The 23,370-nt window shown below is 38.8% G+C and carries 19 protein-coding genes; 7 read left to right on the top strand and 12 right to left on the bottom strand.

Going from position 1 to position 23,370, the window contains the following annotated elements:
* Positions 1–360 precede the first annotated feature (360 nt).
* Positions 361–1,074 carry a PEP-CTERM sorting domain-containing protein gene (locus tag V7K38_RS21355; RefSeq protein WP_334860427.1) on the bottom strand — a complete coding sequence of 238 codons (714 nt, stop codon included), beginning with the start codon at positions 1,072–1,074 and terminating at the stop codon, positions 361–363.
* A gap of 555 nt (positions 1,075–1,629) precedes the next feature.
* Between V7K38_RS21355 and polA the strand changes: the two genes are divergently transcribed.
* Positions 1,630–4,566, top strand: coding sequence for a DNA polymerase I (gene polA, locus V7K38_RS21360; protein WP_334860428.1), 2,937 nt, complete (start codon positions 1,630–1,632; stop codon positions 4,564–4,566).
* A gap of 154 nt (positions 4,567–4,720) precedes the next feature.
* Here polA and psb27 read toward each other — a convergent pair whose 3' ends face one another.
* The 4 genes from psb27 to V7K38_RS21380 form a co-directional block, all read right to left on the bottom strand.
* On the bottom strand, positions 4,721–5,125 hold the full coding sequence (gene psb27 / locus V7K38_RS21365) for a photosystem II protein Psb27 (RefSeq protein ID WP_334860429.1): 405 nt from the start codon (positions 5,123–5,125) through the stop codon (positions 4,721–4,723).
* Between the two features lie 188 nt (positions 5,126–5,313).
* A complete protein-coding gene (locus tag V7K38_RS21370) occupies positions 5,314–6,003 on the bottom strand; it encodes a phosphatase PAP2 family protein (protein ID WP_334860430.1) in 690 nt (229 codons plus the stop codon).
* Positions 6,004–6,034: 31 nt separating this feature from the next.
* The gene (locus V7K38_RS21375; RefSeq protein ID WP_334860431.1) at positions 6,035–6,778 is read right to left on the bottom strand and encodes a COG4705 family protein; all 744 of its coding nucleotides are present in this window, start codon (positions 6,776–6,778) and stop codon (positions 6,035–6,037) included.
* Positions 6,779–6,908: 130 nt separating this feature from the next.
* Positions 6,909–7,676, bottom strand: a complete 768-nt coding sequence (locus tag V7K38_RS21380) for a COG4705 family protein (protein WP_334860432.1) — start codon at positions 7,674–7,676, stop codon at positions 6,909–6,911.
* 295 nt (positions 7,677–7,971) lie between these two features.
* On the opposite strand from V7K38_RS21380, the gene V7K38_RS21385 reads away from it, so the two are divergent.
* On the top strand, positions 7,972–8,442 hold the full coding sequence (locus V7K38_RS21385) for a PepSY domain-containing protein (RefSeq protein ID WP_334860433.1): 471 nt from the start codon (positions 7,972–7,974) through the stop codon (positions 8,440–8,442).
* 14 nt (positions 8,443–8,456) lie between these two features.
* On the opposite strand, the gene V7K38_RS21390 is transcribed toward V7K38_RS21385, so the two are convergent.
* From V7K38_RS21390 to V7K38_RS21415, 6 genes are all read right to left on the bottom strand, one after another.
* The gene (locus V7K38_RS21390) at positions 8,457–9,689 is read right to left on the bottom strand and encodes a sensor histidine kinase (protein WP_334860434.1); all 1,233 of its coding nucleotides are present in this window, start codon (positions 9,687–9,689) and stop codon (positions 8,457–8,459) included.
* A gap of 24 nt (positions 9,690–9,713) precedes the next feature.
* The gene (locus tag V7K38_RS21395) at positions 9,714–10,391 is read right to left on the bottom strand and encodes a response regulator transcription factor (RefSeq protein WP_334860435.1); all 678 of its coding nucleotides are present in this window, start codon (positions 10,389–10,391) and stop codon (positions 9,714–9,716) included.
* A gap of 318 nt (positions 10,392–10,709) precedes the next feature.
* Positions 10,710–11,852, bottom strand: coding sequence for a 7,8-didemethyl-8-hydroxy-5-deazariboflavin synthase subunit CofH (cofH, locus tag V7K38_RS21400; RefSeq protein WP_334860436.1), 1,143 nt, complete (start codon positions 11,850–11,852; stop codon positions 10,710–10,712).
* A 48-nt stretch (positions 11,853–11,900) separates the two neighbouring features.
* Complete coding sequence (locus tag V7K38_RS21405) at positions 11,901–13,847, bottom strand: glycosyltransferase family 39 protein (protein WP_334860437.1); 1,947 nt, start codon at positions 13,845–13,847, stop codon at positions 11,901–11,903.
* A 204-nt stretch (positions 13,848–14,051) separates the two neighbouring features.
* Positions 14,052–15,218, bottom strand: a complete 1,167-nt coding sequence (locus tag V7K38_RS21410) for a hypothetical protein (RefSeq protein WP_334860438.1) — start codon at positions 15,216–15,218, stop codon at positions 14,052–14,054.
* Positions 15,219–15,516: 298 nt separating this feature from the next.
* Positions 15,517–15,708 carry a CbtB domain-containing protein gene (locus V7K38_RS21415; RefSeq protein WP_163927486.1) on the bottom strand — a complete coding sequence of 64 codons (192 nt, stop codon included), beginning with the start codon at positions 15,706–15,708 and terminating at the stop codon, positions 15,517–15,519.
* 676 nt (positions 15,709–16,384) lie between these two features.
* Here V7K38_RS21415 and V7K38_RS21420 point away from each other — a divergent pair.
* From V7K38_RS21420 to V7K38_RS21435, 4 genes are all read left to right on the top strand, one after another.
* A complete protein-coding gene (locus tag V7K38_RS21420; protein WP_334860439.1) occupies positions 16,385–17,410 on the top strand; it encodes a multicopper oxidase domain-containing protein in 1,026 nt (341 codons plus the stop codon).
* A 171-nt stretch (positions 17,411–17,581) separates the two neighbouring features.
* Entirely contained in the window at positions 17,582–18,619 is a 1,038-nt protein-coding gene (locus V7K38_RS21425) for a helix-hairpin-helix domain-containing protein (protein ID WP_334860440.1), read from the top strand.
* Positions 18,620–18,736: 117 nt separating this feature from the next.
* Entirely contained in the window at positions 18,737–19,171 is a 435-nt protein-coding gene (locus tag V7K38_RS21430) for a ferritin-like domain-containing protein (protein ID WP_334860441.1), read from the top strand.
* 106 nt (positions 19,172–19,277) lie between these two features.
* Entirely contained in the window at positions 19,278–20,246 is a 969-nt protein-coding gene (locus V7K38_RS21435; RefSeq protein WP_334860442.1) for an FTR1 family iron permease, read from the top strand.
* Positions 20,247–20,267: 21 nt separating this feature from the next.
* On the opposite strand, the gene V7K38_RS21440 is transcribed toward V7K38_RS21435, so the two are convergent.
* Complete coding sequence (locus tag V7K38_RS21440) at positions 20,268–21,212, bottom strand: ABC transporter substrate-binding protein (protein WP_334860443.1); 945 nt, start codon at positions 21,210–21,212, stop codon at positions 20,268–20,270.
* A gap of 444 nt (positions 21,213–21,656) precedes the next feature.
* Between V7K38_RS21440 and V7K38_RS21445 the strand changes: the two genes are divergently transcribed.
* The gene (locus V7K38_RS21445; protein ID WP_334860444.1) at positions 21,657–23,156 is read left to right on the top strand and encodes a family 10 glycosylhydrolase; all 1,500 of its coding nucleotides are present in this window, start codon (positions 21,657–21,659) and stop codon (positions 23,154–23,156) included.
* The last annotated feature ends 214 nt before the right edge of the window (positions 23,157–23,370 follow it).

Here is a 23,370-nt window from a genome sequence, read left to right on the forward strand (position 1 = left end):
CACAGAATTTTAGATTGCTAGGACTTACGCATTGACGGAAAATACCAAATATGTATTATGTAAAAAACCGATCTTTCGTAGGGGTTTAGCATTGCTAAACCCCTACAGCGCGGATCTATTTACGATCAAAGTAATATTAATTAAAGCCTGGAGCGACTTATTTTTGTAGGAGCATATCATGATTAATTTGTACAGTGTGTAAGTCCTAATTGCTATAGTTTTTTTGAAAATTGTTCAAAATCTGGCTAATAATCGCAACAAAAAACCCCAATTTTTTCGAGAATCTGGGTTTTTCTTTCATTTAAATTACAAAGGCTTACCAATAGATAAGAACGAAAAAACTTACTTATTCAAGAGAGTCTAAAAATTTGAACCCTTGAGCCAGCTTTTTTTGCGTTGTGACAACAGACAAAGCCCAGCAATTAAACCAACTCCAAGTGTGGTAGAGGATTCAGGTACTGATTTTACATTATCGTAGTTATAGGTTACTTTGATACCTGTTTTAGCATAAGTATCAATATAGGATATAATATTGCCCGATCCTAGAACTTGTGAGTCGGCTAAAGCTGAGAACAAAAAGTTGACGTTGCCATTACCAATGAAAGACTGCAAGAATTGCGTATCAGTGAAAGACTGATTACCAGATTGTGTGGCAGTTAAGTTAGAAAGAGTTTTTCCAGATGCGCCACTAAAATCAATGGTGCCGTCATATTTAGCAACTTGGTAACTGGAAATATATTGTGGATTCAGCGCCAATAAAGATTGATTATTTAGTTGTAAGTTCAATTGACTGCCAAGATTTACTGTGGTTTGTCTTGTGTTTGGACTCCTGTTTTCAAAACCTGCATTTCCAAGAATGTCCCCGGTAAATTCTATCGTTACACCTTGGAGTGTGCCTAGAGATGAGTCAAATTTTTGGACGCTCAAAGGTGAATCAATGATATCTGTCAAATCGTAATTACTAAAACTGCTGTAAGAGAGAGAAGCTGCATTAGCTGCTCCAGATGTTGCAACAACAACAATTCCTGCCAAAGTTGTAGCAGCAGCTAGAGTGTTCAATAGTTTTGTTGTCATGATGTGAAGATGCTTTTCTAAAACGAATCATTACGGGATGGCTAACTTATTTCTAACTCTGAAACTTTGCTTGTAGTCCTGATAAATACACGTAACCTTATGTAAAGTTTTTATATTCGATTCTTCTCAGCAAATGCACTTGTTGATTGCTACATATAAAGTTTCGGTGAGGAAAAGAGGTTTTAATAGTGGTAGTATGATGTCGAAATACTAAGCTAGTTGTTTGTTGCTTCCTGAGAAGTAAGCTAGGTCAAGGTAATTAAACATAAACCGCTTAGGAGATAGCTCCCTGGCTTCTCACCAGAATATAAAGGATATGCTTACTTTCTGGTTACTATATTCATACTTACGTACTTAATTAGGGCAGTATTGCTGCCAAAAATTGGTTCTACCGGGCTTCCGTACTAAGGCTGCGAATGCGTAGGCACTTATCTGTTTAAAATCATACGCAAACTTAATTAATATGCAAAAACTGGGCGATTGTCGCCAAAGCAAAGCTGAACTAGCATCTGAAATTGCTAACTATGTGACAAAGCTTCTGGCTAAAATAGGGCTATGTCTGAAACTTTCACTTCTGTAACTGCAACACGCCCCACGTTCATCCTTGTAGATGGACACTCCTTAGCCTATCGTTCGTACTTTGCTTTTGCCAAAGGGCGAGATGGAGGACTGCGTACCAAAACGGGGATTCCCACGAGTATATGTTTTGGTTTTGTGAAGTGCTTGCTGGAGGTGATGGCAACACAACAGCCGCAAGCAATGGCGATCGCTTTTGATTTAGGTGAGGCCACTTTTCGCCATGAAGCTGACGAGACTTATAAAGCCGATCGCAAGGAAACGCCAGAAGACTTCATTCCCGATTTAGCAAACCTGCATGAGTTGCTGAATGGCTTCAATCTACCAATTTTTACTGCCCCTGGTTTCGAGGCGGATGATGTTTTGGGAACCTTAGCACAGCGAGTAACTGCTGCTGGGTATAGGGTGAAGATTCTCACAGGCGATCGCGATTTATTTCAATTAATCGACTCTGACAAAGAAATAACTGTTCTGAATTTTAGTCCAGATGCCATAAAACGCTCTACAAATAGCATTACGGAATTTGAAGCAGAACAAGTAAAAGAAAAAATGGGCGTTTTGCCTTCACAAATTATCGATTTTAAAGCTCTTTGTGGTGATAAATCAGATAATATTCCTGGAGTCAAGGGAATTGGGGAAAAGACAGCAGTGCAACTGCTAAATACATATAGTTCCCTTGATAATATTTATGTTGCGTTAGATGAAATTAAAGGTGCAACTCAGAAAAAACTAGCAAATGGTAAAGAAGATGCCGATAAATCTCGCTATTTGGCAACCATCGTTTTAGATGTTCCTTTAGAAATTAATTTAGAAAATTGCAAATTAAAAGGGTTTGATATAAGCGTCTTATCCACCATTTTAGAAAAATTAGAATTCAAGTCTTTTTTAGGTAGAATTAACGACCTACAGCAACGTTTCGGTGGACAAGTTGAAGAAAAGCCAGAAGCGAAAACAGACGCAATTAATCCTAACTCCGAATTGAAGGATGATGAAGATAATGATTTGTGGTTTTTTAGTGCTAGTGATACAGTAGCAGTTGCACAAAAATCTATTTCTCCCATTACACCATGCATTATCAACACTGAAGCAAAACTAACTGAGTTAGTGAAACTTTTGCAAACATTCACGAACCCAGAGACTCCCGTTGCTTGGGACACTGAAACTACCTCTTTAGAACCAAGAGATGCTGAGTTAGTAGGAATTGGTTGCTGTTGGGGAATGCAACCGGATGAGGTAGCCTATATTCCTGTGGGGCATAAAACTGGGGAAAATTTGCATAAAAATTTGGTGCTAGAAGCATTACGCCCAATTCTGGAAAGTGCTGATTATCCCAAAGCTTTACAGAATGCCAAATTTGACCGCTTAGTTCTAAAGTGTCAAGGGATTAATTTGGCGGGAGTAGTGTTTGATCCCATGCTGGCAAGTTACATTCTAAATCCAGATTCAAGTCATAATTTGATGGATTTAGGGCAGCGATATTTGGGATTGATAGCAAAAAGTTACTTAGATTTAGTTCCTAAAGGCAAAACCATCGCTGATATAGATATTCCCGCCGTAGCAGATTACTGCGGTATGGATGCTTATTCTACGTTTGGTTTAGTGGCGAAATTGCGTGAGGATCTGGATCAAATTCCAACTTTGTCTAAGCTATTAGTGGAAGTGGAACAGCCACTAGAAGAAGTTTTAGCTAAAATGGAATACACGGGTGTCCGTATTAATTCAGCTTATTTAAAAGAACTTTCACAGCATTTAGAAATAGAGTTAGTCAGGTTAAAAGAGGAAGCAACTGAAATAGCTGGGGAAAATTTTAACTTAGGTTCTCCTAAGCAATTGAGCCAAATATTGTTTGAAAAGTTAGGGTTAAGTACCAAACATTCTCGGAAAATTCAAACGGGCTTTTCTACGGACGCAGCAACATTAGAAAGACTCCAAGAAGATGATAAAAGTGGTTTTGTTGAGGCGATTATTGAGTATCGTACTCTATCTAAATTAAAGTCTACTTATGTTGATGCCTTACCTGCATTGGTGCGTCCAGATACTCAACGGGTGCATACTGATTTTAATCAAGCAGCAACATCAACTGGTAGGTTATCTTCTTCTAATCCAAATTTGCAAAATATCCCCATTCGCACTGCTTTTAGTCGCCAAATTCGGAAAGCATTTTTGCCAGAAGCTGGTTGGTTAATGGTGGCTGCTGATTACTCACAAATTGAACTGCGAATTTTGGCTCATTTGAGTCAAGAGCCGATCTTAGTGCAAGCATATCAGCAAAATGAAGACGTTCACACTGTTACCGCGCGGTTAGTTTTTGAAAAAGAAAATATCACCTCAGAAGAACGAGGGATGGCAAAAACTATCAATTTTGGCGTGATTTATGGCATGGGTTCTCTAAGATTTTCGCGCTCAACTGGAATAGATAAGAACATTGCCAACGAGTTCATTAAGCGGTTTAATGAAAGATATCCTAAAGTTTTTGCATATTTAGAGCAAGTCAAAAAAGAAGCGATCGCTCTTGGTTATGTAGAAACTATTCTCGGTCGTCGTCGTTATTTTGACTTTACTAATAATAGTTTACGCAAATTAAAAGGCAGTAACCCAGAAGATATCGATCTGAGTAAATTGAAGAATTTGGGCGCTTATGATGCGGGTTTATTACGTTCGGCTGCTAATGCACCAATTCAAGGTTCTAACGCTGATATTATCAAAATTGCAATGGTAAGGCTGCATGAGGTTTTGAAGAACTATCAGGCGCGTTTGTTGTTGCAAGTTCATGATGAATTAGTGTTTGAAATTCCCCCTGATGAGTGGGAAGAATTACAACCACAAATTAAGTCGGTGATGGAAAATGCAGTTGAGTTAAGCGTACCATTGCTGGTGGAGGCGCGTGTTGGTGAAAATTGGATGGATACAAAGTAATCAAGAGTCATAAATATTGACTCTTGATGATGCAGTAGGCAAGAAGCTGTTATACATTTAGATTGCATGAAATTGGCGGGCAAGATGCCCACCCCACAAGAGTTGTGTTTAATTTGGTTATGCAAATTAGATGTTTTTAGCTTAGTTTTAAAAGTTAACCGCCACGCTTTAGCGCTGCTTCAACTTGCTGTAATTCTTTCTCTAAACGATTTTTGAGTTTTTCGGGTACGGGACGATTTGGGTAAGAACTGTAGTGTCCAGCCAGGGAATTAAGGGCTGTTCGCATGGTTGTAAAGGAGTTAAGACCAGAAACAGAGTTAACTCGCTGATAACGAGCCGAAAAGTCATTAACTTTCTGACGCGCTTCTGCTTGAACTGTTGTTTTGTCTGCTGAATCTTGTGATAGATTCAGAGCTTGCCTCATAACATTGACCACAGCTAAGGTGTCTTGGCGATAATCCCCAGTCAAGCTATCTGGACTGCCAGTACAGCCCATTAAGCCGATAGCTACCACCAAAACCAGCGCAAGCAAACGCGACCAATAGCGCTTCATATGCATTAATTAGAAGAATACGTAAATCAACGTCTATCGTATCTTGGATTGGTAACTTGGGGATCAATTGAGGGTGAAATTTTAAACGTAGAGGAGCGCGGAGGTAAGCGCAGAGGTACGCAGAAAATTCGCTACAAATTCATAAAATATTGTACTTAGAGTTATGGGATTGGAGATTGAGAGGATTTAATCAACTAAGTTTCCTGCCTTAATTTTTGCAATTTCAGCATTGTAATACATATCATCAGCCACAAAAAGCCGACTCCATAACCTGCAATTATGTCTGTAGGCCAATGGACTCCTAAATATAGGCGGCTAATACCAATAGCAGCAATTAAAATAACTGTGAAACTGTAAATAAGTTTAGCAAAATGAGGATAGTGAGTTGCTAATTCGTAAGCAATAAAACCATAAAGCACTATAGAGCCTAGTGCATGACCGCTAGGAAAACTAAAAGATTTTTCAGAAATTAAGCGATGCCATAGTTCAGGGCGAGGTTTGGAAAAAAATAACTTTAGCCCTGTATTTAAAATGAATCCTCCTAAGCAAGCAAGTACAAAAACTTTCGCTTCTTCTTGGTAACGTCGCCACCAAAGTAACAAGATGGTAACACCTGCAACTACAACCACTGTACTAGGATTACCAAGATTTGTAATAAATAGCATTAAATTATCTAAATTTGGATTGGCAAACTGATGTAGCCATAACAGAAAAGTCGTATCAAATGTAAAAGATTCTCGCTCCAAAACCTCTTCAATCAGTTTTGCTAAAACAAAAAGGATGAGCAGACAACTAGCAAGTCCAACAATACCAATTGTGGCAATTAATGGAGCCAAACGAGGATGTATATAACGCAACCAGAAATTAGAAATTTGTCGGAGCATACTTTGATTTTATTCATTATGCTTAAACGTATCACTCAATTAGGTGGCGCACTTTTTTCTCCTTTCGCACCGAAAAGAATAGGACAACTGCCAGCAGGATAAAGGCGATCGCAGAAGCATAGCCCCTTGGCAGTGATAGACCGCCATTTTTGATTGGTTTGGTCAGAAAATCTCCAAAAGTGGCTCCGAAGGGACGTGTGAAGATGAATGCAAGCCAGAATAGGAGGACATCGCTCAACTTTGTTACGTAGTGAAGGGCGATGACAACACCAATAACGCTAGCGGTCACAAATGCGCCCTGGATATAGCTTAGTCCCAAGTTACTTGTGAGAAAGTCACCAAAGGCTGTTCCCAAACTGTTGGAGAAGACGACAGCCAGCCAGTAGGTTGTTTCTGCGTCTTTGCTCGCGATCGGATAAACGCTCAGATTGCGATCGCGGTAGTACCAGATGCTAAGAACGCTCAATAGACAGGCTACCAGGATAAGCGACCCCAGTGCATAGCCCAGCCCAAGAGATCGATCCATCAGGTCTGAAACTTCCGTTCCGGCTGTAGTTGTAGCGATAATGGCTGTCCAATAAAGCGCTGGACGATATCTGTCTGATTGAATTTGAAAAAACAGGAGAATAGCCAGAATAGCGAAGGTTATGGCAAAGGCTATGTAATACCCCAGTCCAAGAGACATTGAGATGAAGTCACCGGCTGTTTCGCCGAGTGTCGTGGCGATGATCTTCATAATCCAGAAGAAAATCGTGACTTTTGCAACTTTGTTCATTTTTTCACAAAAAATAGTGAGTCATCGGAGAGAATGCTGACTGTTGTTGCGATAGCTTCGCTCGCCGCAGGCATCGCAAATGGCTAGATCGCAAACATAAAAATGCCCAAACCGAGAAGGCGATCGCTAATCAGTTTTGTCGGTCAATCGGTAGTAAGGCTGGCTTCTTCTGCTTAAGACTTAAGTAAATAACTAGACTCACGATTATAGAAAGAAAAAGCATACTGGTTCCGACCGTACCAAAACCGAAGCCTCCATTTGTAGCAGATTGGGATAATAAATCACCCATAGATGCTCCAAGTGGACGAGTCAAGATGTAAACTAACCAGAATGCAAAAACTGCATTCATTCGGAAGTAATAATAAGCGATCGCTATAACTGCAATTGAAGCGCCAAATATGAATGCTGATTGTGCATAACCCAGTCTCAAAAACTCTGCTAATAAGTCTCCTGTTGCAGTGCCTAAAGCAAACGTGAATAAAACAGCTATCCAATAAAAACGTTCTCTTTTAGCTGTATTGATTGAGTGCATGGCTAATGTTTTTTCGTTTGAATACCAGAGCGCAAAAACTACTGATAAGAAAATACTAAACATTACAGTAGTTGTCAACAAACTAACTCCAATTTCGTCTACTAATCTGTCAGTTATCAGTGTGCCAACGATACTTATCAAAACAACCACAAACCAAAAAAATGCTGGAACATAGCGTTTAAGCTTAAACTGATTAAACAGTGCAATCAGTAATACGCCGCTCATAATGTAGGATGTAATACCTAAACCAAGGTTCAATGTTGCTGAGAGAAAATCTGCTGCGGTTTCACCTACTGTCGTTGCCAGAACCTTAATAATCCAGAAGTAAATTGTGACCTCTGGAACCCTATTTAAAATCTTATTCATAATCTTGTTCTTCTTGATTTTTCCGTAGAAGTGAGATTACATCACATTTTAAAGTTAGCTGTGTTGTCATAAATTACTGAGTGATTTATTTAAATTTACACAGCAAAAGTCAAGAAATAGTCAAGATTTGATTGAAAAAGCAATTTTCTGCTGATATAGTCTATAAAAATAGCTAAAATACCTCATTGAAAATTAATTTTACCATTTGACATAACTCAAACTAATCTTGACTATTTCTTGACTTTTATTAACTACTATGAAAATACAAACCCAGACTTTCAGGAATTTTTCAAGTATGAAAACTTCAACAAAAATTATTTTGTCAGCAGCTTTTGTTGGTACTTTAGGATTCGCTGGATTGTCGAGAGTTGTTTTTGCAAAACAACCGCAATCTTTCGTAGCAATTGCACGTCAGCATCATAGTACTATCCAAGTTGCTGAAGCTAGTGATGGCGATGGTGAAAAAAATGACGATGCAGAAGAACAGCAAGAAGCAGCAAAACTGCAACTGCTAGCTAAAATTACAGCACAACAAGCACAGCAAACTGTTGAAGCATCTGTGGGAGCTAAAGCGAAAAGTGTAAAACTCGAAAATGAAGATAGCAACTTAGTTTATTCGGTAGAAATTGGTCAGCAAGATATTAAGGTTGATGCAGGTAATGGCAAAATTCTCTACGCTGAGAATGCTAACCAACAAGATGAGAAAAATGAAGCTAATCGTCCCAAGAGTAGTATTCAAGTTAAAGAAACTAATGATGATAAATAAGTAGGGAATTGAGTTTATGGAGTTGGTAAACGCACAGTAAAACAACTACCAACTCCTAATTGACTCGTAACACTAATTAATCCGCCGTGATTTTGGGCAATAGCTTGAGCGATCGCTAGCCCTAAACCAGAACCACCTGACCAATAAGAACGAGACTGATCTGCCCGCCAAAAACGCTCAAAAACCTTGTCTATATACTCTGGTGCAATTCCGACACCTGTATCTTGCAGGTTTACATAAAGCTGGGAACCAACACGACTAGTTTTAATTTCAACTATGCCTCCTGATGGTGTGTAATAGAGCGCATTTTCAAGTAAATTCGTAAATAGTCTTGTTAATTGAACTGAATCACCTATTAACTGAATATTAGGAGTTAATTGAATTTTCAAATGAATTTGTTTAGCTTCAGCTTGAGGTTTATATAGTTTGATTATGTTCTCTAATATTGACGTTAAATTGAGAGTATTTCTATCCTGATTGGAAACTCTATCGGTACGTGCTAAGATCAGCATGTCTTCTGTGAGGCGAGTCATCTGCTTAGTAGCATTAGCGATCGCGTGAAATTTTTCTGCATCTTTTGGCCCTATTTCTTCTGGATATTCTAGCGGTAATTCGGCATTAATTTTGATCGCCATTAACGGACTACGTAGTTCATGAGAAGCATCAGCAGTAAATTGTTTAAGCCTTGCAAAACTCTCTTCAATGGGTTGCATTGCTTGACGAGTTAACAAAATTCCGCCAATACTACTCAGAACCAAAGTTATAAAAATCCCACCCCCTAATCCCAAGTCCAGTTGTTGGAGGGTTTCATGAGATTCTTCTAAAGATTGACTCACCCTTACATACCCAACTAGCTGACTATTATCGCTAGCAATAATTGGTACAGTTACTGCTTGGATAGGAATTTTACCAGTCTGAATTTGTACTATTTTGTTTGGTACAAAAGGCAAAATTAAACTAGTTTTTCCTTGTTGGCTAATCAAATTTCCTTGAGTATCAAACCACTGTAATGCTTGATGATAAGCAATTAAGTCTTGTGGACGAAAGTCACTTTCAATCGTTAGGCGACCTTTTTCAAACTCCACATTTGCCGCTGCACCTTTACCTATGGCTGTGAGTTTATCTGTGATTTGTTCAGTCAGGCTGCGAGTGAAAGCAAATCGAACTGCGATCGCAAATATTCCTAGCAGCGATGCGAACACAACTAAATAAGACGACAATAAACGATATCTGATTTTTTGAAACACATTGTTTCTGGTATTGATATAAAATTATTTTACTTGCCCTAGACGATAACCAATGCCATAAATATTTTCAATCAGGTCTTCTGAACTCCCAGATGCTCTAAATTTATTCCGCAAATTTGTAATATGAGTTTTAACACTTCCTTCTCCCGAAGATTTATCAAAATCCCATAATTTATCAATAATGGCTGAACGAGTGATAACTTGATTTTGGTTGATCAAAAAATATTCTAATATCATATATTCTTTAGGAGTTAATGATATAACATTTCCTGCATAAGTAACCTGCTGAGTTGCTGGATCTAGTTGCAAATCACCGTGGATTAAAATCTGAGGACGAATTTCTGGAGTTCTTCGAGCTAAAGCCCTGATGCGTGCTGCTAACTCTTTTAATTCAAATGGTTTAACTAAGTAATCATCAGCACCAGCATCGAGTCCGATAATTTTATCGCCTGTTGTATCTCGTGCCGTCAGCATTAGAATCAGAACATTAGATGAAGCTGCGCGTAAACGCTGACATAGAGTAATTCCATCTAATTTAGGAAGCATTAAATCTAATAAAATTAGCTCATATAATGCTGATTGCGACCATTCCCAAGCTGTCAAACCGTCGGATATTATATCGACAATATGGTGCTGTCGTCTTAAAAATTCAGCTAATGGCTTCGCAATGCGATCGTCATCTTCAACTATCAAAATTCTCATTATGCTCAACCTCTAAATTATTAGAGCTTGTTAAAACGAGGAAGGGCTATCTTATCTATTTAAGGGTAATCTGTTATCAAAGTTAATTTTTTAACGAAGCCCCATCGCCCAGAAAAGACGCAGAGAGAAGAAAAAATGCTTATTTAAATTTTTATGATATGTAGGAATTCTAAATGATTTATAAACTTCCTTCATTCTTGCCTTGGCGCTCTTGGCGGCTTGGCGGTTCGATAATTTTTAAATTAATTTATTGAACCGCAGAGGCGCAGAGAACACAGAGAGAAGAGGAATTTTTTATCCACCTTGAAAGAGCAACTCTTAAATCCTAACTTTTTGATAAAGAGTATTACGTTGTTGGTAAGATCGTCCTAAAGAAGCGATCGCAGTTTTCAAAGTTTCTACTTCCATACACGTACCACCTAAAGCACCTGCCATTGTGGTAATATGCTCCTCCATCAATGTGCCGCCGATATCGTTGCAACCCCAAACTAAGGCTTCGGTTGCACCTGCAAGCCCCAATTTCACCCAACTCTGCTGATGGTTAGGAATCCAATTACCCAAGTAAATCCGCGCCACAGCCCCTAGCAGCAGTGCATCGCTTAAAACTGGTTGATCGCGTCCGACACGGCGACGTAAGGGTTTAGGCGCTTCTTGCCCAACGAAGGGTAATAAAATAAACTCTGTGATTCTTGCGGGATATCCCTGATTGATGGCTGTTTTTTGGAGCGATCGCAATTTTTCTAAATGTCCGATTTGCTGCTCGTGGGTTTCAATATGCCCAGATAACATGGTGCTGGTGGTATGTAAGCCTAATTTATGAGCGGTGCTGACAATTTCTAGCCAAGTGGCTGTATTAATCTTTTCTGGACACAGTATCCGCCTTACTTCATCGTCTAATACTTCTGCTGCGGTTCCCGGCATTGAGCCAACACCAGCATCGCGCAAAGCAATAATCACATCAGCATACTCAAGTCCATCAAGTCTGGCGATAAATTCTACTTCCTGCGGGGAAAAAGCGTGGAGATGAATCTGCGGAAATTCCTGTTTGATGGTTTCCACTACCTTGAGATAGTAGGGTAAAGATTTACCATTTACCAGCGCTTGTGGATTTAACCCACCCTGCATACAGATTTCCGTTGCACCCCGTTGCACTGCATCTGTCGCTTTTTCTAAAATTTGCGCCGAATCTAACCAGTATGCACCGACATCACCATCATCTCGACGGAAGGCACAAAAACTACAGTGCTGCTCACAAATATTGGTAAAGTTAATATTGCGATTAATGATGTATGTAACCGTATCGCCTGCTTGAGTGTGGCGAAGTGTGTCGGATGTAGTACGTATCGCTGCGATCGCCTCTGGCTCAGTTTGTTGTAGCAATACTACTCCCTCTTGGGGAGATAAGTCATACCCCATTAAGGCACGCTCAAGAATTTTCTCAACAGCAATTTTAGTTAGCATTATTTTCCCAGTAAACTTTAATTTTATGAGATTGTAAAAAATAAAATTTTACTTAATAAATATACCAATATCTGGAGAATCCCATGCTCGAACATAAGTTGTGCCTTTAAAATTAACTTCTTGAGCTTTTTTCTGTTTACTTTTTTTAGTTTCCATCGAAATAATCCCACAAGGTTCAAAATCTTTATAGAAATCTTCTTTTTCTAAAATGGCTGAAATATTATTTATATTAATATGTTGGATTTTCATTACTTCTGGATTTTTTTGTCGCCAAAGTACCCATAAAGGGTATTCCCAAGGGTCATTTCCCATCAATAAGCCTATATTCGAGCATTTTTTTGAATTTAAAAACTCAACTGCTCCTGTGTAAGTTGTTTTTAGGTATGGGCGATTACTAAAATACTGCTCAATCCTGGGCGTTTGAAATATATTGTTACTATCAATAATAGGTCTATACCTGTTAAAAAAGACCCAGGGTAATGATGATATTAGCAGACATGTTACTATAAAAATTGCGATTTTTTGGTTTTTAAGCTTAGATAAAACAACCCCTAAAAATGGAGAAATTAGTACAAAAAAAGGTAAATGCAGGCGACTATTCCAGGCTTGCCATTTTACCAAGTAGCAAAATATCAAAAATGTAGATATGGTAGCAATAAGATAAGCAAAAATATAATTTTCTTTACGGATAGATTTTCGAGCTAGGAGACTTATTATACATATCATTATTAGTGCTACATGTACTAAATTCCCAGCACTATTTTCATTACCAGTTATCCCAAGTGTTGCCCAACCTCCTGGTACAAAGAATGTCTTGGAAAAAGTTATTCGAGGATCGTTAATATCTACACGGATGAATACATGTATAATTTGAATTAACTTATTGGCTATTCCATTCCATAAACCAATGGGTGTTCCTATATGCAAAGCAATATTCTTCAGAATATTAGAAATGAGTATATTAATACCGAGTACTTCATTACGATAGCCGCCTGGTTCGCCGAGTGGTGAAGCGAATAAATTATAATTACGTAAATAGTGACTAATATTAACTAATAAAGAGATACTTCCTACAATCAAAGCAGGCTTCCAAGCTTGCCACCGTAAGCGTTTAATCTGGTAAAAGCCAAACCAAATTAAGAAGGGAAATACATAAAAATAAGCAGTTCCCTTGCTCAAAATAGCTAATCCTGTGCTAGTACCAATATTAAATGAATTCGTCCAAATATCGCTTTTTGCAGCTTTGATAGTTGATAGCAAGTAGTAAGCAAGACAAACTACCCAAAACGCAACTACATAATCATTTTGAGTGCTTGAAGCTTGCAAGATTCCCATAGGTATTGTTGCAGTTACAACCGCAGAAAAAACTTGGCCTTTTAAATCGGCTCCGAGTTGTTTTGCAATTAATGAGACTCCAATAATACAGCCAATCATACTGAACCATTGAACTAAGTTAGCGAAGTAGTCACCACCACTCAAAATTTGAAAGTGCAAAATTACGAATTCTGACCAAGGGTTTTGATATAGCTGTGGAGTATAATTTGTTGGATAATGAGCAATGCTATGATTTTGTATCCAATGAACAACACGACTCATGTGATAATCCATAGAATCCCAGTTATTTGGTGGTGCAATGATGGCAATTAATCCAATTGTTCCTACAATGAAACCTACACCAGATAACAATAATTTTACAAAGGATGGTATTTGAATATTTTTAATTAGTTGAGAAGAAATATTTGGCTTTAAAGTCTTAGTATTTTTTAAATTTAATCGAAACCATATATAAATTAATACAATACATGTTAATCCCCAAGTTGCTAATATCCAGCCAAAAGCAATTAATTTAAAAATACTCAAAATCTCAGTGCTTGCAGCAATCAGAACCCCCCAATAAGTAGATGTTAATATCAGCGAGTCACGCCAATCATTACGATTTTTATTAATTAATAAAAAAATAAAAATTAAAGAGATGAAAGGCAAAATTATAAACATAACAGTATTTAGACTAATTTATTATTCAGATTTTCTTAATGCTTCATAGCTCTATGCAATACTTTAGATTGTTCTAGCACACTACCTTTTCATGATTTGCATAACCCATTAATAAAAAAATAGTGTGGTTAAACCACAACTATTTTAATTTATTAATGTACATCGTTCTATTAGCGGGAATTCTCTACTCAAGCATTGATATTACTAATTTTCCCTTGCTTGTGGTGTTCGTCGGTGCTGTATTAGCAACCCAATCGCCATACCAATGCCTACAAAGGCTGTAAAGTAGAATAAACCAATCAATCGGATATAAATTGGTGGTGCGATCGCTTCGACTTCAACTTCTTGCGCTACTTTTACTGGTGCAAATTGACGCTTAGATTCTGGTAGAGGAGTTGCTTCCACCTGGATTTGGTGGGGTGAACCGTCAAAAAATTGTTCTAGCCATGTTAACTTCCCTTGTTCGTCGGGAATACCTTTGTAGTCAAAGACTGTTAAATTATGTTCTGTAGCGATCGCTTTTACTTCCAACGCTACATCTTCCATAGGTTCTCCTGCGCTATCTTTCACCTGTAGCGTTAAATTCGCAAGTTTTCCGACAGTTGCGTTTTTATCTCCACTAAGGTTAATTTCCAATCCCTGAGATTTTTGAGATGATGGTGCGATTACTTCAGTACTTTTTGAGTGGTGTTCGCTGCCATGAGCTTCTGCAACTTCTGCACTAATATTGATAACTAATAGGGTTACTATAGCCACTACTGTCAATGCACTTAATAAAAGGCGTACTGACTGTGGCGCAATTTCTCCTTGTTGTAGTTCTTTTTGTCCGCCAATAACCCAACCACCTAACAATCCAAGTGATAGTAAAATAGCTGCAATCACCACAAAATATTTATATTTGATTGGATTTTCGTGGACATTCAGATTTAAGGTTTGCTGATATGGCGCAAAAGCATTTGCTATCAAAGGTGACACATTAACCAGTAGCTGGTAATTACCACGAATGGGTAACATCTGCTGAATTTCTAGCTTTCCATCAGGTGCAGTAGCATCCATTTGCAGCAATTTTGTTCCCTCAACAATAGGGAAATCTGTTGTTAACCAAGGATTACGCGGCGGTGTCAGAATTTGTAAGCTAATTTTAGTATTTTCTAAATGTTTACCCGCAGCATCAACAGCTTGTAACGTCAGGGTAACAGGAGATTGCGCTTTTTCTGCTTCTGCTTCAAAGGGAAGAATCCGCTCTAAAGGTGGGTTGGTAGAGAGTAGCACTCTGGATGTAGGTATTTGGGAATTTCCTATAAGGGAATAAAGAATTGACAAGGTGATGCAAACAGCACTGATAACTCCAAAAAGTCGGTATCTTTTCATAAAAACTTATGTTAAACGTTAAACTGATGTACTTTTTGCAACTTAAAGCTTAATAGCAGTCGATGGAACTCACTCCAAATTCTTATTACTAAGTAAAAGAACCATTCATAAATTTAGACACCATCTAAAATACAGTTAAGGTAATGTGGAGATGAAAAAAAACATCTCTAACATTACCTAAAAGTTATTTCCAAGCAAAAACCCTAGTGCGAAACCTGCGATATCTTAGCATTGCAACTTTGTTATTTTACCTAGCAAAGTTTTTCATTCAGCTAACAAATCTTGTGATTATGATAATTTAGTGACATGCAACGCCTAATGTATGATGACGCGCTGAGTGTGCTGTGTTATGAACCGCAGGATAAGTGGAGAACAAAACAGTCCAGATAACTAAAGAAGATAACAGCATATAGAGTGTTACCTGCACAGGCTTGGATAAGGTAATACCTGCGGTCTTCTGCAATACTGACATTTGAGAAAAAGTAGTCATTTTTGACCTCCTAATAATTAATTTTGGGAATTGATCAATCAAAAGGCATGATGCCACTTGATTGGAAAAAGATATACGATCGACTTTGTATTTGACAAGTGTGTATCAAATGTATTGTGTAATTCAACTTTAGTGAATACTATACTATCCTTTGAACATCGGCTCATCAGGATAGAGAAATTTCCACATAAAATCCATACAAATAACAAAACAATGACACATGGATTTTAATGACGGCATTTTCAAAGCTGATAACACGAAGGTAACAGATTAAAATTCAAAATGCTTATATTACCAAGCATCCAAAATTCATTGAAATGCAATTTATGTTATCTCTAAGCCAATTAAATACGCTACTTATTGCTTGTGTCTATATCCAAGATGCTATTATACTCATTGTTTGTGCTATGGGTACTGCTGAAACAATAGGCATGAAACAGTTAGCTGAGACTAAATATAATTTATACATAAGTTTAAAGTAAGAATACTGTTAAAGCCAAGCAAGTTGAGCTAGAATTTTCAAGTATTGATTCTAGCTTTATCTAGATTTAGCAACCTAAATAACAGTTTTTAAGTACTATAAAATTATTGACAATAATTATTAATTCCTCTAATATTTAAAAGCAGTTGCAAAAGATTTGCAATTCTTTTTTGGTGGGAACCGTAACTAAATGTCATGCCCAACAACTTCGCTCTAAGTAACGGAAAGCCTTGGAGCCGCCGTCAATTATTGCAACTGGGCCTAGCAGGTGCTGGAGTGACTGGTGCAGCTGGACTTTGGCAGATACTAAATCTACAAAGTAAGTCAATTGTCAAAGTGCCACCATTCAATATGGAAGCATCAGACGATGTTACTAACCCAATGAAGATGTTAAGGGATTTTGATTATGGGACGGTAAAGCAAGAAAATGGGCGGACTATCCGCGAATTTCAGCTAACTGCGGGTACTTCCATCATAAAGCTCAATAGTGCTGTCTCTTACAACATCTGGGATTTAAATGGTCGCATACCAGGGCCAACGCTACGGGCAAAACAGGGCGATCGCATCCGGGTACTATTTCTCAACAATGCGGGACATTCTCACTCGTTGCATTTTCATGGGGTTCATCCGGCGGAAATGGATGGTGTTCGCCCAATCAGTAATGGTAGTGCCACAATTTATGAATTTGATGCTGAACCTTACGGGGTTCATTTGTACCACTGCCATATTGAACCAGTCACCCGCCACATAGCCAAAGGACTGTACGGGATGTTTATCATCGATCCACCTAATCCCCGTCCTCCGGCTGATGAGATTGTACTAGTGATGGGCGGGTATGACGTGAATGATGATAGTCATAACGATTATTACGCCTTCAACGGTCTGCCTCACTATTACATGCATAACCCGATTCGTATTTACAAAGATCAGTTGATTCGGCTGTATGTGCTTAACATCATTGAATACGATCCGGCAGTAACGTTTCATCTCCACGCCAACTTCTTTGATGTCTATCGCTATGGCATGAGTATGACTCCTAGTGAGAAAGCAGATGTGATTACGATGGGTGTAGCAGAAAGACATATCTTGGAATTTGCTTTTCGCTACCCAGGTAAGTATATGTTTCATCCTCATCAGGATGCGATCGCAGAAAACGGTTGCATGGGTCAATTTGAAGTACTTGCCCAGAGCAACTCCCAAAATTCTGTTAAACATTCCTGACAATATTATTAATAATTCGTAATTAATTTATTAAGGTTTAGAAAATTAGTTGATAAAAAATGTCATTATATGCAACAGTAAATATCTATGACAATCTGTCAAACAAACTACTTTCTAGTAATAGTTTGAAATATTTCAATGAATACCTTTTTAGTTGTGTGAGAAGCAAAAATGCTAAAACTTCGTTATGTTTGTTTAACAGCAGCAGCAGCCTTAATAGTTACATTGAGTTCCTGTAGTAGTACACCAACCGCAGAAAATCCATCAGCACCAGTTGCTACCACTCCAGCTACAGAAGCAGTAAGTAGCAACAGCCATAGTGGTCACAGTAGCAAAGAAAAAATTAACATTAATAGTGCTATTTTGTCAGAATTAGATAAGTTTGAAGCCAAACTAGGTGTTCCAGCTTTATCTAACAAAATCCAAGCAGGTCGTCCTTATGGTAGCCCAGAAGATTTAGTTACTAAGAAAGTAATTACTCAAGAGCAGTTTGACCAAATTAAAGACCAAGTTGGTGTTCAGGAAGTGGCACTTACAGGTGAGGCAAAAGATGTTGACTACATGACTAAGTTAGGCTTAATGAAAGGGCATCTTTTAGTAGCACGAGAACTACTAGATCAGAATCAGCCCAAACAAGCAGAACCTCATATTGGACATCCAGTTGAAGAAATTTATGTTGATGTAGAAGAACAATTAAATGAGCGCAAAGTCAAAGAATTTAAGACAACATTGGTGAGTTTGCAAGATTTAGTAAAATCTAATCCGAAGGATAGCAAAGTTAAAACTAATTTTACTTCTTCAGTGCAAGCAGTTGACGGAGCGATCGCAGCTTTGCCAGAAGCTCAACGCTCAAAACCGGGATTTGTGCTACAGGTAATAAACGAACTGCTAGATTCAGCTAACTCCGAATATGGCGCTGCGATCGCAAATGGTAAAATAACTGCGCCAATTGAGTATCAAGACTCCCGTGGTTTTGTCTTTTACGCCAATGATTTATACAAAGGAATTTCTAGTCAAGTAGCTCAAGCAGATCCCGAAGCACATAAAGCGATCGATGCTAGTTTCGCTGAACTCATTAAAGTTTGGCCTTCGGCCATCCCACCAGCTAAAGCAGTCAAAACAACTAATGATGTTACCAAGCTAGTGAAAACCATTGAGGAAAACTCTCAAAAAGTCGTTGACAAATCCAATACCCAAGCACAGCGATAACACTTTCTTTTAATAGAAAGCTGATGCTAAGGAGCTTAAAATGATGAAATAGTTAGGAATTACGAATTACGTCCTCCTAACTTCTGACACTCCATTCGTTACTTGAACTAAGAACTGATGCAAGAACTTGACTATAAAAAGACTATTGACTTGCTGAACTCCATCATGGAATTTGAACTAGCAGGAGTAGTGCGTTATACACATTATTCTTTGATGGTGACTGGCCCTAACCGTATTCCAATTGTCGCTTTTTTCAAAGCACAGGCAAGCGAGTCTTTACTTCATGCTGAACAAGTAGGAGAAATTCTTACCGGTTTAGATGGGCATCCCTCCCTGAAAATTGCCCCAATGGAAGAAACTTACCAGCATAAAGTCAAGGATATCTTGGAAGAAAGCTTATCCCATGAAAAAAAGGCATTGGAATTGTATAAAAATCTCCTCGAAACTGTCACCAATGCTAGTATTTATCTTGAAGAATTCGCTCGTGGCATGATTGGGCAAGAAGAGATGCATAATCTCGAACTGAAAAAGATGTTACGCGATTTTAGCTAATAGTCATTGGTCATTAGTCATTAGTCATTGGTCATTAGTCAAAAACAAATTCAAATGACAAAGGACAACTGACTAATGACAAAAGACAAAAGACAAAGGAAAAAAGATGGATTTTAGTACTGCTCTACCTACTTTTGTAATAACACTCCGGGAAGGAGTGGAAGCTGCCCTTGTTGTTGGTATTGTGCTAGCTTTGCTGAAAAAAGCTAAACAATCTCGACTCAACTCTTGGGTATATGCAGGTGTCGGCGTTGGTATTGTCGTCAGTGCCTTTATAGGTGTGCTATTCAGTTGGGTAATTCAAGTACTGGGAGCAGCGAATCCTCAATACACTACTGTACTTGAGCCAGCTTTGGAAGGTGTGTTTAGTGTATTAGCGATCGCAATGCTCAGTTGGATGCTAATCTGGATGACTAAACAAGCCAGATTCATGAAAGCCACAGTTGAAGGAGCAGTAACAGAAGCGCTGACACAAAACTCAAATGCTGGCTGGGGTGTTTTTAGTTTAATTTTAGTTGCCGTTGTCCGCGAAGGCTTTGAAACTGTTCTGTTTGTTGCTGCTAATTTTCAACAGGGATTCATGCCAGCATTGGGTGCAATTGGTGGTTTGGTAGCAGCATCTGCCATTGGAGTGCTGCTATTTAAATGGGGTGTCAAAATTAACATCCGCCAGTTTTTCCAGGTAATGGGCGTTTTCTTAGTGTTGATTGTGGCTGGGTTGGTAGTTTCAGGCTTAAAACATTTTGACGAAGCTGTGGCAAACCTTGCTCTTAGCAGCCGTGCCACAGAAAGCCTGTGTTTCTATTACGAACGCTTTACAAAAGTCCACTCCTGTATTTTGGGGCCAATGGTTTCAAATACTTCCACAATCTTGCCTGACGAACAATTTCCTGGCATTATTCTCAAATCTTTATTTGGTTATAGAGACAATCTCTATCTTGTGCAAGCAGTAGGATATGTGACCTTTTTACTCACTATTGGAGGATTGTATTTCCGCAGCCTTGGAGGTGCTTCTCCTGAAGGTAAAAGAAATACCTCCTTTGACCAAAAACCGATTACTTCTGCAAAAGATTGAACAACAAGATTCCCGACTTCTTTAAGAAGTCGGGGATCTGAGTGGTGCAAACAATACTTGCTTAAGCTGCTGACAAGCCTTTTCAATTGCATCTATACTACCTGGATTCACCAAACCAAAATAATCAAACACATAGACTCGGTTATTTTTAGTTGCTTGTAGTTGCTGCCAAAAAGATTCCTTTTTCAGCGAATCTAAAAGCTCTGCCTCTGAATTACCTTGTGGGGGATTAACCAAAATTATCACCTCTGGATTTGCTTCTAAAACTTTCTCAGCCGAAAGCGTTACATAGCCACCAATTGGGCTTTTTCCTTGTAAATCTGCCGCGATATTTTTTGCCTGGAATTTTGCCAGCAAATCCCCTGCCCAACTATTTTTATTAGGCGATAAAATTGGTTGACGACTAACCAGCGCTAGAGTAGAAAAACCCTGAGTTGGCTTTTCTGGCAAGAAAGTTTTATAACGATTTAACAAAGGCTGAGGATCGGCATCAATTTTTTTAGCAATGGTTTTAGTAAGTTCTTCTAGAGATTTCCAGTTATTCACCTTAGCTAGTAAAGTCGGAATTCCTATCTGCTGAAGTTTTTGAATTGGGATGTTAGAAAAACCTTCTGCACCAATAACTAAATCTGGTTTGAGTGCTACTACTTTTTCTAAATTGGGTGGGTTTTGTCCTTCACTAACACGGGGAATATCTTTAAATCTTGAGTCATTTTTAAATAATTTACTACCAGTGATTCCGACAACTTTTGTTGGATCGAGTCGAGAGATAATATCCGCAGAAAGAGAAGAAAGAGCAACAACTCTTTTTGCTGACCCTGTTGGTAATTGCTGAGAACTTGTGTTTGTCGTCTCAGTAGGGTTTGTAACTTTTATTTCTGACTGCTGAATATTTGCAGTCGTGCAAGCAGTTAAAACTATACTAATCAGAACTGCTAAAGCAGATAAGAGCCAACGACGATGCATATTAAAATTCCTTCTGGGGTAAAAATTGCATAACAAGCATACTCAGCACCACATTCTAAAATCGCAAATGTAGCTTTTAGCAATATAGCTATAAATTACCAAGCGGGATCAACGAAGCCAGAGATTGAAAAGACGTGGATAATAACAAGAGCTAAAAGTCAAGCTATTTTTTTTTAACTACTAGATTTAGCAGATTTTTACTAACTAAGGTAGATGCAGAATCTACCTAATAGTAGATTCAACTTGCTTTGTATTTAGATGTTTTATACCTCCCTGTATGCGTTTATCTTTTTATATAAAGAATGCAGCAACACAAACACGGCTTTGGCAGTCTTGAAAAAATAGGTTTTAAAACCTTTACAGCTTAACTATATAATTCGATACACGTTGCCCACAATTATTTGAATTGGGGTCGATGATTATTGTGTCCATCTACTGGTAGGTATGTCTAACCATCCTTTGAACGTTGCAAGATCAACATTATTTTGGCGGCATCTATTTGCTGTTGTTTTCACTAGTAGTTCGTTGCTCCCCAACTTTGCAACCGAGCCAGCAAGGGCGCAAGCAACCCAATATTGTCAGTTATCATCATCGGTGGTGCAAGAAAAAGAAAACTTACGTTTATCAGCCCTCAAAGGCAATCAAGATGCCCAAACCGGCTACCAAAACTTACTAAAAAAACAGGCACAGAAATTACAGGAGTGTCGCACTCGGACATGGCCACAAATCCAAGCTCTCTGGTTGCGTTTATATCCCTGTGACATTCATCCAGGAATAATCGACCAGATTATGGATCGGATTGTCAACCGTGGCTATAACCAAGTTTATTTGGAAGTATTTTACGACGGACAGGTATTATTGCCTGCAAAAGCTAACCCGACGGTTTGGCCTTCTATAATTCGCACCCCAGGAGCAGAAAACGCCGATATACTCGCTACAGCAATTCAAAAAGGTCGGCAACGCGGTTTAAAGGTCTATGCCTGGATGTTTACTAACAATTTCGGCTATACTTACGCCCAGCGCCGAGATCGAGAAAGTGCGATCGCTCGCAATGGTAAAGGTCAAACCAGCCTATATGTCGTAGATAACGGCTCTCAAGTATTTATCGATCCCTACAACTCCCAAGCAAAAAGCGACTATTACCAATTAGTAAAAGAAGTTTTGCGCCGTCGTCCAGATGGCTTGCTATTAGATTACGTGCGCTATCCCCGCCAAGCCGGAAGTGATTCTATCGCCACCAAAGTTTCAGATTTATGGCTATATAGCCCCGCAACCCAAGAAGCTTTATTTAAACGCGCACTAAATTACAAAGGACTAGACTTAATTCGCCGCTATTTGAGCAAAGGATATGTCACCGCCGGAGATATCGCCCAAATCGATCGACTTTATCCCCAGGAAGGGGAACCCCTTTGGCAAGGACGCATTCCGCCAACAGCGCAAAAATCAATTCTGTCTGCAACCGACAGACAACCACTTTTGCAATGGGAATTGTGGCAGCTAGCAGTTGCTCACGCCATGCAAGGAATTCTAGATTTTGTCAACATAGCCAGTTACCCAGCCAAGCAGCAAGGTGTTTCCACGGGAGTAGTGTTTTTCCCTGATGGCAACCAAACTGTAGGGCAGGGGTATGATTCCCGCTTGCAACCTTGGGATCGATTTCCCGCTACATTAGAGTGGCATCCCATGTCTTATGGAAATTGCGGTAATGCCAGTTGTATTGTGGCGCAAGTGCAACGGGTTTTGAGTATGGCAAAACCGGGTACAAAAGTGATTCCAGCTTTAGCCGGCAAATGGGGAGAATCGATTAGTAATCGTCCATCCTTAGAAGTGCAAATGCAGGCACTCCGAAAATTTGCCCCCCAATTGAAGGGAGTTAGCCATTTTGCCTATTCTTGGCAATATCCTCAGAATGATAACGATCGCAAATTTTGTCGTATTCGGTAAATAATAGAATTCAGAAGTCAGAATCAGAAGGAAAATTTTCCTAATCTCCTTTATCCCACACTCATTGATTCTGAATTCTGTACCAATACAGTTCAGTTAAGCATTTCTTCCTTCTCTTTGCGTCCTTTGCGTCCTTGGCGGTAATGCCTCCGGCACGCTCCCGCGAACGTTAAAAAAATTGACTTTAACAAAGAGTTTTAGCCTTAACCCAAGC

Source organism: Nostoc sp., assembly GCF_036917465.1.
In the GTDB taxonomy this organism is placed as follows: domain Bacteria; phylum Cyanobacteriota; class Cyanobacteriia; order Cyanobacteriales; family Nostocaceae; genus Nostoc.

Bases quoted from the DNA above. Each gene is read 5' to 3' on its own strand.
- V7K38_RS21355 (WP_334860427.1), bottom strand. From the start codon at position 1,074: ATGACAACAAAACTATTGAACACTCTAGCTGCTGCTACAACTTTGGCA.
- polA (WP_334860428.1), top strand. From the start codon at position 1,630: ATGTCTGAAACTTTCACTTCTGTAACTGCAACACGCCCCACGTTCATC.
- psb27 (WP_334860429.1), bottom strand. From the start codon at position 5,125: ATGCATATGAAGCGCTATTGGTCGCGTTTGCTTGCGCTGGTTTTGGTG.
- V7K38_RS21370 (WP_334860430.1), bottom strand. From the start codon at position 6,003: ATGCTCCGACAAATTTCTAATTTCTGGTTGCGTTATATACATCCTCGT.
- V7K38_RS21375 (WP_334860431.1), bottom strand. From the start codon at position 6,778: ATGAACAAAGTTGCAAAAGTCACGATTTTCTTCTGGATTATGAAGATC.
- V7K38_RS21380 (WP_334860432.1), bottom strand. From the start codon at position 7,676: ATGAATAAGATTTTAAATAGGGTTCCAGAGGTCACAATTTACTTCTGG.
- V7K38_RS21385 (WP_334860433.1), top strand. From the start codon at position 7,972: ATGAAAACTTCAACAAAAATTATTTTGTCAGCAGCTTTTGTTGGTACT.
- V7K38_RS21395 (WP_334860435.1), bottom strand. From the start codon at position 10,391: ATGAGAATTTTGATAGTTGAAGATGACGATCGCATTGCGAAGCCATTA.
- cofH (WP_334860436.1), bottom strand. From the start codon at position 11,852: ATGCTAACTAAAATTGCTGTTGAGAAAATTCTTGAGCGTGCCTTAATG.
- V7K38_RS21405 (WP_334860437.1), bottom strand. From the start codon at position 13,847: ATGTTTATAATTTTGCCTTTCATCTCTTTAATTTTTATTTTTTTATTA.
- V7K38_RS21410 (WP_334860438.1), bottom strand. From the start codon at position 15,218: ATGAAAAGATACCGACTTTTTGGAGTTATCAGTGCTGTTTGCATCACC.
- V7K38_RS21415 (WP_163927486.1), bottom strand. From the start codon at position 15,708: ATGACTACTTTTTCTCAAATGTCAGTATTGCAGAAGACCGCAGGTATT.
- V7K38_RS21420 (WP_334860439.1), top strand. From the start codon at position 16,385: ATGCCCAACAACTTCGCTCTAAGTAACGGAAAGCCTTGGAGCCGCCGT.
- V7K38_RS21425 (WP_334860440.1), top strand. From the start codon at position 17,582: ATGCTAAAACTTCGTTATGTTTGTTTAACAGCAGCAGCAGCCTTAATA.
- V7K38_RS21430 (WP_334860441.1), top strand. From the start codon at position 18,737: ATGCAAGAACTTGACTATAAAAAGACTATTGACTTGCTGAACTCCATC.
- V7K38_RS21435 (WP_334860442.1), top strand. From the start codon at position 19,278: ATGGATTTTAGTACTGCTCTACCTACTTTTGTAATAACACTCCGGGAA.
- V7K38_RS21440 (WP_334860443.1), bottom strand. From the start codon at position 21,212: ATGCATCGTCGTTGGCTCTTATCTGCTTTAGCAGTTCTGATTAGTATA.
- V7K38_RS21445 (WP_334860444.1), top strand. From the start codon at position 21,657: ATGTCTAACCATCCTTTGAACGTTGCAAGATCAACATTATTTTGGCGG.